Source organism: Mycolicibacterium sphagni, assembly GCF_002250655.1.
GTDB lineage: Bacteria > Actinomycetota > Actinomycetes > Mycobacteriales > Mycobacteriaceae > Mycobacterium > Mycobacterium sphagni.
Genome location: NZ_NOZR01000004.1, coordinates 314,150 through 326,623, shown reverse-complemented (window position 1 = coordinate 326,623; position 12,474 = coordinate 314,150). Strand labels below are relative to the sequence as shown.

General features: G+C 66.5%; 11 protein-coding genes. 3 read left to right on the top strand and 8 right to left on the bottom strand.

Annotation, left to right across the window (positions count from 1 at the left end; genetic code table 11):
• The 5 genes from dnaJ to CG716_RS30110 form a co-directional block, all read right to left on the bottom strand.
• A partial coding sequence (gene dnaJ / locus CG716_RS07160; protein WP_094477840.1) for a molecular chaperone DnaJ occupies nt 1–1,173 on the bottom strand: 1,173 nt, incomplete at its 3' end.
• Between the two features lie 34 nt (nt 1,174–1,207).
• Nucleotides 1,208–1,843, bottom strand: coding sequence for a nucleotide exchange factor GrpE (gene grpE / locus CG716_RS07155; protein WP_094477839.1), 636 nt, complete (start codon nt 1,841–1,843; stop codon nt 1,208–1,210).
• The gene (gene dnaK, locus CG716_RS07150) at nt 1,840–3,690 is read right to left on the bottom strand and encodes a molecular chaperone DnaK (protein WP_094477837.1); all 1,851 of its coding nucleotides are present in this window, start codon (nt 3,688–3,690) and stop codon (nt 1,840–1,842) included. The genes grpE and dnaK overlap by 4 nt, the downstream gene beginning before the upstream one ends.
• Nucleotides 3,691–3,861: 171 nt before the next feature.
• Complete coding sequence (locus tag CG716_RS07145; protein ID WP_165774048.1) at nt 3,862–4,473, bottom strand: TetR family transcriptional regulator; 612 nt, start codon at nt 4,471–4,473, stop codon at nt 3,862–3,864.
• Nucleotides 4,410–4,550 (bottom strand): hypothetical protein, encoded by a 141-nt coding sequence (locus tag CG716_RS30110; protein WP_165774038.1) that lies wholly within the window; start codon nt 4,548–4,550, stop codon nt 4,410–4,412. The genes CG716_RS07145 and CG716_RS30110 overlap by 64 nt, the downstream gene beginning before the upstream one ends.
• Before the next feature lie 91 nt (nt 4,551–4,641).
• Between CG716_RS30110 and CG716_RS07140 the strand changes: the two genes are divergently transcribed.
• From CG716_RS07140 to CG716_RS07130, 3 genes are all read left to right on the top strand, one after another.
• Entirely contained in the window at nt 4,642–5,754 is a 1,113-nt protein-coding gene (locus CG716_RS07140) for a DmpA family aminopeptidase (protein WP_094477835.1), read from the top strand.
• Between the two features lie 8 nt (nt 5,755–5,762).
• Nucleotides 5,763–7,193: an APC family permease gene (locus CG716_RS07135; protein WP_094477833.1), complete on the top strand. Its 1,431-nt coding sequence runs from the start codon at nt 5,763–5,765 to the stop codon at nt 7,191–7,193.
• Nucleotides 7,194–7,299: 106 nt separating this feature from the next.
• The gene (locus CG716_RS07130; RefSeq protein ID WP_094477831.1) at nt 7,300–9,393 is read left to right on the top strand and encodes an alpha/beta hydrolase family protein; all 2,094 of its coding nucleotides are present in this window, start codon (nt 7,300–7,302) and stop codon (nt 9,391–9,393) included.
• A 2-nt stretch (nt 9,394–9,395) separates the two neighbouring features.
• Here CG716_RS07130 and CG716_RS07125 read toward each other — a convergent pair whose 3' ends face one another.
• The 3 genes from CG716_RS07125 to CG716_RS07115 are packed head-to-tail and all read right to left on the bottom strand — an operon-like array spanning nt 9,396 to nt 12,432.
• On the bottom strand, nt 9,396–10,613 hold the full coding sequence (locus CG716_RS07125; protein WP_094477829.1) for an MFS transporter: 1,218 nt from the start codon (nt 10,611–10,613) through the stop codon (nt 9,396–9,398).
• Between the two features lie 4 nt (nt 10,614–10,617).
• Nucleotides 10,618–11,379, bottom strand: a complete 762-nt coding sequence (locus CG716_RS07120; RefSeq protein ID WP_165774047.1) for a GAP family protein — start codon at nt 11,377–11,379, stop codon at nt 10,618–10,620.
• A 27-nt stretch (nt 11,380–11,406) separates the two neighbouring features.
• Nucleotides 11,407–12,432 (bottom strand): TIGR03617 family F420-dependent LLM class oxidoreductase, encoded by a 1,026-nt coding sequence (locus CG716_RS07115; protein WP_094477826.1) that lies wholly within the window; start codon nt 12,430–12,432, stop codon nt 11,407–11,409.
• Between the last annotated feature and the right edge of the window lie 42 nt (nt 12,433–12,474).

Sequence of the window (12,474 nt, the reverse complement as noted above, 5' to 3'; positions counted from 1 at the left end):
CGCCCATCCCGCCCGTGGGTCGAAACCGCTGGTCCGTTCGGCGGCCGCGTAGGCCTCCAACGCTTCCAGCGCCTGGCCCTCCAGGTTGGGCGGCACCGCCACCTTGACAGTGACCAGCAGGTCGCCGTGCCCGCCGTCGCGCTTGGGCACACCGCGCCCGCGCACCCGCAGGATCCGGCCGTCCGCGGTGCCCTTGGGCACCCGAACACCAACCTTACCCTCCAGGGTCGGAACGGAAAGTGTTGTGCCCAAGGCTAGTTCGGTGAAACTCACCGGAACCGCCACGGTCAGGTCGTCGCCGTCACGGCCGAAAACCTTGTCGGGGCGCACGTGCACGGTGACGTAAAGGTCGCCTGACGGCGCTCCTCGCAGCCCGGCTTCGCCCTGGCCGGCCAGCCGAATGCGCTGACCGTCCTCGACGCCCGGTGGGATCCGCACGTTGATGGTGCGGGTCCGGGTGGTCACCCCGGTGCCATGGCACTCGTCGCAGGGGTGCTCGATGATCGAGCCACTGCCCCGGCATTCGGTGCACGGCTCGGAGAACCCGAACGCGCCCTGGTTGCGGTTGATCACCCCGGAGCCATTGCAGTTCGGGCACACCTTCGGGCTGGTACCCGGACGTGCGCCGCTGCCATGGCAATTCGTACACGGGGCGGGGCTGGTCAGCCGCAGTGGCATGGCGACACCCTTGGTCGCCTCCAGGAAGTCGAGATCGGTTTCGGTCTCCAGATCCTTACCGCGCCGCGGCCGGCTCGGTCGCGGCGGAGCGCCGCGACCGAACAGGCCACCGAACAGGTCGCCGATGTTCGTGCCGCCGGTCTGGCCGGCGGTGTCGAACAGGTCGTTCAGGTTGAATTCGCCGCCGTCGGCGCCGTAGCCACTGAATCCACCGAAACCACTGCCGGTGCCGTTGCCGCGGCGGCCGAAGCCACCACCGGCGAACATCCGGCGGGTCTCGTCGTACTCCTTGCGCTTGGCCGGGTCGGTCAGCACATCCCTGGCCTCGCCGACTTCCTTGTAGCGGTCGTCGGCTGCGGCGTCGTCCGGGTTGCGGTCCGGGTGGTTCTCGGCGAGCAGCTTGCGGGCCACCCGCTTGATCTCGTCCTCGCTGGCGTCGGAGGAGACGCCGAGCACTTTGTAAAAGTCCTTCTCAACCCATTCGCGTTGAACCATGCCGCGTCACCTCCTCTCACCATTCGTCATCGTGTTAGTTCGATTCTGCGTTCTGCGCGCCGCTCTGCTCGCCGTTGACGGGCGTGTCGGCTGACGCGGCTTGTCCCACGGACCCGTCGTCGACGGTGTCGACCACCCCGACGAGCGCGGTCCGCAGCACCAGATCGCCGAGCTTGTAGCCCTGCCGCATGACGGTGCCGAGCACCGGCTTGGAGCCCTCGCCCTCATGCTGCACAGCCTCGTGCAGTGACGGGTCGAACTCGTCGCCCTCGGCGCCGAAGGCCGTCAGCCCCAGCCCGGTCAGTGCGGCCGTGAGCTTGTCGGCGACCGACTTCAGCGGGCCAGATTCCAGATCGCCGTGGCTGCGGGCCCGGTCGAGGTCATCGAGCACGGTCAGCAGCTGGCTGACCACAGCGGCTTTGGCGCGCTCGCCGGCGACCTGCTGGTCGCGCAGTGCACGCTTGCGGTAGTTGGCGAAGTCGGCCTGTACCCGCTGCAGATCGGCGGTGAGTTCGGCGACCTTGTCGGCCTGCTCCCCGCCGGTGTCCGCCGCCCCCGGCACCGGCCCGCTGGGGGCCGGGCCGGAGGACTCGCGAACTTCTCCGGTCAGGGGGTCGATTCGGCGCTTGTCGGTGACAGTTACCGGTTCGTCCTCGCGACCTTCGCTCACTTGCGCTCCTGATCATCGTCGTCAACGACCTCGGCGTCGACGACATCGTCGTCGGACGATCCACCGGTCGGGCCGGAAGCCTGGTCGGCCTGCGTGGCCTCATAGATGGCCTGGCCCAGAGCCTGCGACTCCTGGCCCAGCTTCTCCATGGCGGACTTGATCGCACCGATGTCAGTACCGGCGAGCGCCGTCTTGGCGTCCGCGATCGCGGATTCGACCTTGGTCAAGGTGTCCTCGGGGACCTTCGACCCGCCCTCAGCACCGCGCTGCTCCGAGACGAACTTCTCCGTCTGGTAGACCAGCGACTCGGCCTGGTTGCGGACGTCGGCCTCTTCGCGACGCTTGCGGTCTTCCTCGGCGTGCGCCTCGGCGTCCTTGATCATCCGGTCGATCTCTTCCTTGGAAAGGCCGGAGCCTTCCTGGATCTTGATCGTGTTTTCCTTGCCGGTGCCCTTGTCCTTGGCGGTGACGTGCACGATGCCGTTCGCGTCGATGTCGAAGGTCACCTCGATCTGGGGCACACCGCGCGGTGCCGGCGGGATGCCGGTCAGCTCGAAGCTGCCGAGCAGCTTGTTGTGCGCCGCGATCTCGCGCTCACCCTGATAGACCTGGATCTGCACGGACGGCTGGTTGTCGTCGGCCGTGGTGAAGGTCTCCGACCGCTTGGTCGGGATCGTGGTGTTGCGCTCGATGAGCTTGGTCATCACGCCGCCCTTGGTCTCGATACCCAGGCTCAGCGGGGTAACGTCAAGCAGCAGAACGTCTTTCACCTCGCCCTTGAGCACGCCGGCCTGCAAGGCCGCCCCCACCGCTACAACTTCGTCGGGGTTGACGCCCTTGTTGGGCTCCTTGCCGCCGGTGAGTTCCTTGACCAGATCGGTCACCGCGGGCATGCGGGTGGAACCACCCACGAGCACCACGTGGTCGATGTCGGACACCGAGATGCCGGCGTCCTTGATCACCTGCTGGAACGGCTGCCGTGTGCGGTCGAGCAGATCCTGGGTGATCTTCTGGAACTCCGAGCGGGTCAGCTGCTCGTCGAGGAACAGCGGGTTCTTGTCGGCGTCAACGGTGATGTAGGGCAGGTTGATCGAGGTGCTTCCGCTGGAACTCAGCTCGATCTTGGCCTTCTCGGCGGCTTCACGAAGCCGCTGCATGGCCATCTTGTCCTTGGTCAGGTCGATGCCACTGGTGCCCTTGAACTTGTCGACGAGCCATTCCACGATCCGGTCGTCCCAGTCGTCGCCACCGAGGTGGTTGTCGCCCGAGGTCGCGCGGACCTCGACGACACCGTCGCCGATCTCCAGCAGGGAGACGTCGAAGGTACCGCCACCGAGGTCGAAGACCAAGATGGTCTGTTCCTTGCTGCCTTTGTCCAGGCCGTAGGCCAGGGCGGCGGCAGTCGGTTCGTTGACGATGCGCAGCACGTTGAGGCCGGCGATCTGGCCGGCTTCCTTGGTCGCCTGACGCTGGGCGTCGTTGAAGTAGGCGGGCACGGTGATGACCGCGTCGGCGATGTCCTCGCCGAGGTAGCTTTCGGCGTCGCGCTTCAGCTTCATCAGCACGCGGGCGCTGATTTCCTGCGCCGTGTAGTCCTTACCGTCGATCTCGACGGACCAGTCGGTGCCCATGTGCCGCTTCACCGAACGGATGGTCCGGTCGACGTTGGTCACTGCCTGGTTCTTGGCGGGCTGGCCCACCAACACTTCGCCGTTGCGCGCAAAGGCGACCACCGACGGCGTAGTGCGGGAACCTTCGGAGTTGGCGACGACGACCGGGTCGCCGCCCTCCAGTACCGCCACGACGGAGTTGGTGGTCCCGAGGTCGATACCGACCGCACGAGCCATGAGATTCCTCCTGATAGTTACGTCTTTGGATCTGAGCGAACCAGGCTCAAGCTTGCTCCCGCCGACGGGCGGTTGTCAAGCCAGAGTTGAGTCTTATTCACTCAAGTTGTCGAGACGGTCAACGGCGAGGGTTTCCGATTTGTTCCCGGGGACCTACTGCCGCCACACCCGTCACACCGTCGATGGCAGGCGCACGCCAGTCGCCAGTTCGGCATACTCCCGCATCAATCGCAAGGCCGTCTGCCGGTCGAGCGCCGGGTCCCGCGCGACGATGCGATATCCGAGGTAGTCCTCCAACGACATCAACGTCATCGCGATATCGCGGGCAGGCGACCCGAGTCGAAACACGCCGGCCCGCTCGCCGTCGGTCAACACTCGGGCATAGAGATCCACCTGCCGGTGATATATCCCCTGTACGTCGCGACGTTGGTCCAGCTCGAAGCCTGCGGCCAGCACCGCCCGCCAGATCGACCGCCATTCGGCATCCTCCGGCCCGGTCGGAAGCCCCGCGGCGATGGTCAACGCCAGCTGCGTGGGGGCGTCATCGGTGCGCTCGACCACTGCAAGCCGCTCGTCGTAGAAGCGGACATCGGACCGCAGGGCCAACTCCGATAACAGCCGATCCATGTCCTTGAAGTAGTAGCGAACCGCATTGGCCGTCAGCCCGAGCTCCGCAGCCACGTCGGCGATCTTGAGGCTCGCCAAATCGTGGCGTTCGATCAAAGCGATTGCAGCATCGAGGATTTCACCGCGTCGTTCCACTCGTCGGCTAGGCCGTGCCACCGGTCGTCTGCTTCCTCTTGCCAGTCCAGCCGTTCGGGCTCCTGATGCGGCGACAGTACCCGGCACCGTGCAGACACCGGAACCAGTTTCGGCTTTCCCTTGCGAAAACCGCACTCGGCGCGCATTCTTTTCCAACTTGGAAAAAAACTCGTTGATCTGGAGGATTGCGTGCGCGCGAGAGATCTCGGCGTCGTCGTCGGTGAACATCCCACCGGGCCGAACAACGCCATCACCGACGTCTCCGGGGTGCGTGTCGGACACACCACGTTGGACCAGGTGGGCCCGCCCGCCGTCCACACCGGGGTGACCGTCGTCATCCCGCACGACGACATCTGGACCCAGCCCATCTTCGCGGGGGCACACCGACTCAATGGCAGCGGCGAGTTCACCGGCCTGGAATGGATTCGCGAATCGGGTGAGCTCACGTCAGCCATCGCCCTGACCAACACCCACAGCGTCGGAGTCGTCCGCGACGAATTGGTCTCCGCACAGGTCAGTGTCCGTGGCGAGGGGCTTTATTGGTCGCTCCCGGTCGTCGGCGAGACCTACGACGGTGTTCTCAACGACATCAACGGCCACCACGTGCGCCCCGAACACGTGCGGTCCGCGCTGGACTCCGCACGCGGCGGTCCTGTCGCGGAGGGCAATGTCGGCGGCGGAACCGGGATGATCTGCCACGGCTTCAAGGGGGGTATCGGCACCTCGTCGCGGGTCACCGAGACCACCGCGGGCCGCTACACCGTGGGCGTGCTGGTGCAGGCCAATCATGGCCGACGCGAACGGCTCCGCGTCAACGGCGTACCCGTGGGCGAAATGATCGGGCCCGACAAGGTGCCCCTGCCCGAGGTCTCGCCGCGGTATGAGGCGGGTTCGGGCTCGATCATCGTCATCGTCGCAACCGATGCGCCCCTGCTACCCCACCAATGCACCCGCCTGGCGCAACGGTCAGCACTCGCCGTCGGCCGACTGGGCGGTAGCGGCGAACAGTACAGCGGCGACCTGATGCTGGCGTTCGCCACGGGTAACCGTGGCATTCCGCCCTACGCCTGGGACGAAGACGTGGCCACCGCGACGGCCGAAATACCACTGCGGATGGTCGCACCGCAGCTGATGACCCGCCTCTTCGATCTGACGATCGAAGCGACCGAAGAGGCGATCGTGAACGCGTTGACCTCCGCCACCACGATGACCGGTCACCGCGGCATGACCGCACATGCGCTCGACCACAACCTGTTTCGCGATTCACTCACGCCGACCCAGCAACCGATCCGTCGATCATAGGAGCCCCGATGACAGAACGAACGATCCCAGCACAAGGGCGCCGACTGACCGGAAGGCTCGGTACCGCCGGCATCGTCTTCATGGTCATCGCGGCGGCCGCGCCATTGACGGTCATCGGGGGCAACATGCCGTTGGCGATGGGCATCGGAAACGGGGCGGGTGCTCCGGTGGGCTTCCTGATCGCGGCACTGGTGCTGCTGCTCTTCAGCATCGGTTTCGTGACCATGACGCCGTATGTACCCGAGGCCGGCGCCTTCTTCTCCTACGTGACCGTCGGCCTGGGCCAGCGCATGGGCAAGGGGGTGGCAGTGGTCGCCCTCATCACCTACACCGCCATCCAGGTGGGAATCTACGGCTACATCGGATGGGCTATGGCCAACACCGTCGGCTTCTACCACGGACCTGAAATCCCCTGGCCCATCTACTCATTCGCCGTTCTTCTGATCGTGGCCCTGCTGGGGTACCGACACATCGAGCTCAGCGCCAAGGTCCTCGGCGTCGCCCTCGTCCTCGAGATCGGCATCGTCGTGCTGCTCGACCTCGCCATCGTCTCGAGCCCCGGCCCGGCGGGCCTCACCCTGGCGCCGTTCCAGCCCGACGTCTTCACCCACGGCGCACTGGGCATCGCCGTTCTTTTCGCACTCACCGGTTTCATCGGCTTCGAGGCCACCGCGGTATTCCGCGACGAGGCCCGCGACCCGGAGCGGACCATCCCCCGGGCGACGTACGCGGCCGTCCTCATCATCGGCGCCTTCTATGCGCTGACCTGTTGGGCCTTCGTCGTCGCGCTGGGTCCGGACCAGGTCGCCGCCGTCGCGCAGCGCACCCTCGCCGGTGACGGCAACATGTTGTTGGACACGACCGAGGCAAGCCTTGGCCGCCTCGGTCGGGACGTCGTCAACGTCTTGCTGCTGACCAGCCTCTTCGCCTGCGTGCTGTCATTTCACAACGTCATCGCCCGCTACCAGTTCGTGCTCGCCGGAAAGGGATTGCTTCCCGACCGGCTCGCGACAGTGCACCCGCGGCATCACTCCCCAGCGTTCTCCTCGCTGGTGCAGACCGTCACGGCTGCGGTGATCCTGGGCGTCCTCGTCATCCTGGGGATCGACCCCCTCGTCGGCGTATTCGGTTCGATGGCCGGAGTGGCGACCGTCGGTATGGTGCTGCTGATGCTCGCCACGTCCGTCGCGGTCCTGACCTATTTCGCGCGCCACCGCGAACAGGCCGGCGGACGCATCTGGCAGACGCGCATCGCGCCGGCGCTGGCTTGCCTCGGCTTGCTGGCCAGCATGTGGCTGGTGCTGACGAACTTCACGCTCGTCACGGGCGGCAGCGCGACGCTCAGCACGGTGCTGGCGGCCGTGCCGTTCGTCGGGCTTCTCCTTGGTGCCCTGGCGTGGCGACCGGCGCGCTCGATATCTGAAACCGTCCAGCGTTGAGTTGCTCAGCACGAGTGATGCCGGTTTTTGACGACACCGTCAGAGTTTGACCGCAACTTGGACCAACTGCCAGACACATCGGGCAGGCCACGCTACCTATAGACAAATGGGTGCAGCGGCGCATGTGGGTCGGGTCGGTGGGTTAGCGGTAGCGCTGGGGATCGGGGTCGCGATCGTTTCCGGAGCGGGAGATGCCGCAGCCGCCCCGTCGGATTCGTCGTCCTCGTCCACGGCCCCTCACGCCGGCTCGGCCCGCACCACACCGGCCGCGCGAACCACGACCGTTTCGGCTGCGGCGAGCAAGCTCGCGCAGCCGGTAGCCCTTCGGCCCGCCGCCTTGATCCGGGTCGGCGCGACAGGTGTGGTCACCAAAGCGCCTTCGCCGGTCGATGACAGTCCGGCGACCCCCGCCGACAACCCGGTCACGCTGGCGCTGGCGGCGGCATCCCGCCGGGAGCCGGTGCCCCCGACCCAGCGCACGCTCGTCGCGCCCGCGACTCAGGTCACCGCCGCCGTCGAGTCGGCCACCCCCACAGCCGTCGTCGCCATCCCGCAGACGCCGCCGCTGGCGTTCCTGCAGCACATCCCCATCCTCGGACCGGTCCTGTTCACCCCGATCGTGGCGTTCATCCACCAGATCCCGGTCTTCGGGGACCTTCTGCATCCCCTCTTCGGCTACCCCGTGCAGCCCGGCTCATCGCCCAACGCCGCGCAGCCGCGCGACGTCAAGGTGGTGTCGTTCGACGGCACCGAGATCTACGTCCACTTCATGCCGGCCACCGGCCTGCAGAACGGTCAACAGGCCCCGACCATCTTGGACGGCCCAGGACTGGGGATGCCCGGCCAGACCAGCATCGACGGCAGCTTCCTGGACGGTGTGCTCACCAACGCCCTGGGTATGCCGAGCATCCTGGACCTGCGCAATGCCGGGTACAACGTCGTCACCTGGGACCCACGCGGCGAATACAGCTCGGGCGGCACCCTGCAGATCGACTCGCCGGACTATGAGGCAAAGGACGTCTCGGCGATCATCAGCTGGCTGGCCACCCAGCCGGAGGTCGAGCTCGACGGCGATCCCGCCAACCTCGATCCCAAAATCGGCATGGTGGGCGCCTCCTACGGCGGCGGCATCCAGTTGGTCGCGGCGGCAACCGATCACCGAATCGACGCGATCGTGCCGACCATCGCGTGGAACAGCCTCACCACCGCGCTCTACAAATCGGATTCGTTCAAGAGCGGCTGGGGTACGATCCTGGCCGCGGTGCTGGTCGCCACGTTGGCCCGCACGAACCCGAAGATCATTCCCGCCACCATCTACGGCGACCTGACCGGGATGCTGACGCAGGCAGACCAGAACCTGCTGGCCGCAAGCGGCCCTGGACTTCCCGACAACCTGATCGACCAGATCACCGCCCCCACACTGTTAATCGAGGGCACCGTCGACACGCTCTTCACCCTGCAGGAGGCGAACGCCAACGCCCAGGCGCTCATCGACAACGGCGTCGACACCAAGGTGCTGTGGTTCTGCGGTGGGCACGGCGTGTGCACCAACGATCTGTTCAACACCGGCGGCACGCTGATCGAGCAGCGCACCATCGAATGGCTCAACCGCTACGTGAAAGGCGACCAGTCCGTCTCGACGGGCCCGCAGTTCGAGTGGGTCGACCAACGGGGCCAACATCTTTCGTCGACTTCCTACGACCTGACGCCCAGCGACCCGGTCGTCGCGACCAGCACCAAAACCCGGACCCTGACGATGGTGCCGTTCGTCGGGGCCGGTGGGCTGTTCGGCGTGTTGCCCATCGGTTCGTCACGGGCGATCAACGCACTGAACCTCACCACGCCGGCCGTCACCACGACCACCTATGTGGTCGGTGCGCCGCACCTGACCTTCACCTACTCCGGCACCGGCAGCGGGGACCACCTCTACGCCCAGCTCGTCGACAACTCCACCGGCCAGGTGCTGGGCAACCAGGTCACCCCGATTTCCGTGACGCTGAACGGAACCGAGCAGACGGCGAGCGTCGATCTGGAGATGGTCGCGCAGACGCTCAAGCCCGGCCAGAAAGTCACCGTGCAGTTGTTCTCATCGTCGGCCTCGTACCGAGCCGTCGGGGACCTGGGTTCGCTCACCGTGACAAGCATGGAACTGTCGCTGCCGACTGTGGATCCCGCGACCGTCACCGTAGGGACGGTGTAGGCCTACAGCTGCGGATCGCCCTTTCGGGCGTACATCCGCGCCAGCGCCAACTGCGCGACAGCGAAGATCCCCAGCATGCCGCCGACGATCCCGAATGCGCCGTATGGGGTGCCGCTGGACGAGAAGGCACCGCCCACAGCGCTGTTGATACCCACCGACACCGCGGTGCGGCCGAACTCCGACGCGGCGGTCACGCCACCGGCGTGCTCGAGCGGGGTCAGTTCCTGGCGCCAGCGGGTAAGGACCAGCCGGGCGCAGACGTTGCCGACACCGAACACGAAAGCCGCAGCCATCATGATCGCCAGGTTCACCGGCATCCAGCCCACCGCCAGCGCCACAGTCCCCAGCGCGCCGCCGACCACCCAGCCGATTCCCGATTTCCGGTGCCGAGTCACCGAATACAGCAGTGCTCCGGCTACCCCGCCCAGCGCGAAGGCAGCCCCGATGTGGCCGACGACAGCCGGATGGTGAAGCAACCCCTTGGCGAAGAACGCGCTGAGAATCTTGCGTAACTCGTAGAGGTGGAACACCATCAGCCCGACGACGACCAGCAGCAGATACGGATGGGCGACAATGTATTTGATCCCCGCCCAGGATCCGCCATGCGGCTTGACGCCCGCGTCGGCCTCGCTCTGCACTCGTTTGGGGATCAGCAGGTACAGCCCTGCCGAGATAGCGAACCCGATCGGGATGACGATGTGCGGGACGATGCCGGCGGTCCAGGCCATGAGACCACCGAGCATCAGCGGTCCGGCCACCGCGCCCACCTCGAAGGCCAGCTCGTAGCGCGAGTTGATCCGGTCCAGCAGATCGCGGCGATGCCCGACCATTTCGAGCGGCACGGTGTGCACCGCAGTGTCGACGTACCCGCGGACCAACGCTTCGAGGGTGTAGCAGCCCATCACCAAGGGCAGGCTGGCGAACCCGAAGACCATAGCGATCGGAATGCCGGCCAGGACCACGCCGCGCACAAGCGTCGAGAACGCGAGTACGAGTCGGGCGCCCCAGCGATCCGTCGGCCAGCCGCCGAGGTAGGTGCCGAGCATGTGAACCCCGGTACCGAATGCGGAGAAGAACGCGGCGCTGCCCAGCGATCCGGACATGTCCGCGACCAGCAGCGGCTGGGCCAGATGCACGGCACTGTTGACGATCTGAGTCAATAGCACGCCACTGAGCAGCCCGCCGAGGCGGACCGAATCAGTTCCGGTAGTCAGGGTCATGCGATCAGTGGTTCGGCATGTGGACGAAGGCACCGTGGCCGACGAAGGCGGCGGCTACCAGTAGGAGTACCGCGACGATCCAGCGGCCGTGCACCTTCATGACGCGTTCGTAGCCCTCCTTGATACGGCCCGCGGCGCCCGGCCACACTATCTCGATCACAGTCGGCGCCACCGCTGGAATCACAGCGATCACGGCGAACACGACGGCATCGAGTGCGCGTTCACCCCGACCCGAGATCTCCAGGATCTGATGCCCGGCGGCAATGGCGATCGGGAAGACTTTCGGGTGCAGTCCGCAGATCGCGAAGCCGGCCAGCCCGGCGCGGGTAATACGTTGGCGGGCAGGCAGATCAGCCTTCAGGTCCAGCCCGGGAAACCGCTGCACGAGCCGGGTCCGCAGTTTACCCGGCGCCCGTTGCGGCTTGGATACGTCAGCGATCGGCTTGTGCCGGATTGCGCCGAGCGCCCTGCGTACACCGATCGCCAGCAGAGCGAGGGCGATCAGGAGTCGCACGACAAAGCCGGGCCAGGACGCGTGATCGGCCGTCCCGCTCCTGACACCGACCAGGGCGGCGATTCCCACCCCGACACCGGTGGCGAATGCGATACCGGCGACCGCGCCGGCCGAAAAGGCCAGTGTGGCCTGACGGGGCACTTTCTTGTCGCTGGCGACAACCAATCCCAGGACCAGGGTCTCCGGACTGAACAGCAGAGCCAGCGCGAGGGTCGCGAGGACGGCCAGGTGAGTGCTCACGGACCCGTCCACGATGCGCAGGCTACCGCTCTGTCCACGCTACCGCGCGGCGCTCTGCGAAAGCTGGCGCGCCACCTCGCCGTAGCGCTCGAACCGCTCCTCGTCACCGAGCGCGTTGTACAGCACGACGCGGGCCGCGATCCCCTGGTATTTCGCCGCGAGCGCGGCGGCCAGCCCGTCCCAGGTGGACTCGGTCGCGAAGGTGGCGATGTGCTCGTCGGTGATCTGCGCAGCCATTCCGGCGAGATCACCGGCTTTCTGCTTTTCCCGAATGCGGGCGGTGGTCCCTTCGAAGCCCGCCTCATCCCAGATGAAGGCGTAGTTGGGTGTGCTGCCGTAGAAGCTCATCGAGAACCGCACCCGCTCACGCTCGGCCGCGCGCTCTTCTTCGGAGTCGCCGACCACGGTCATCACCGGCACGATCAAGGCGATATCGGATGGCGAACGCCCCGACTTTGCCGCTCCCTCAGCAACTTTCGGCACCACGTGGCGTGCGATATACCCTGGCTCACCGATCGGGTGGACGTGCACGCCGTCGGCCACTTCACCAGCCATCCGCAGCATCCACGGGTTGACTGCGGCGACGTCGACCTTCGGGTCGGGTGCGTCGATGGGTCCGGCGCTCCACTGCGGGGTGATGAAGTCGAGGTTGTAAAACTCACCGTGGTGATCGAGGGTTCCGGTCCGAAATGCGGTGAAGCACGCTTTGACAGCCAAGACATAGTCGCGCAACCGCGGACCCGGGTGTTCGAACGGCATGCCGTATCGCCGCGTCACATGTGTGCGGACCTGGGTGCCCAGACCCAGCCGGAAATGTCCGCCGGTCGACTCCTGAAGTTCCCACGCCGTGGCGGCCGTGATGAACGGGCTGCGCGGAAACGCAACGGCGACACCGGTCGACAGCTCCAGGCCCGGCGCAGCCTGTGAGGCCACCGCGGCGTTGAGGTAGGGGGTCCGGCCGGTCTCGGTGAAGAGCATTCCCGAAAAACCCGCGGCCAGCGTCCGCCCCGCGAGGGTGCCGATCTGTCCCAGCGGCAGGGCGGTGGTCATGACGTCGACGTCCACGCTCGGAGAGTACGCCGATCCCTGCGGAGCTCCCCGGAGTGC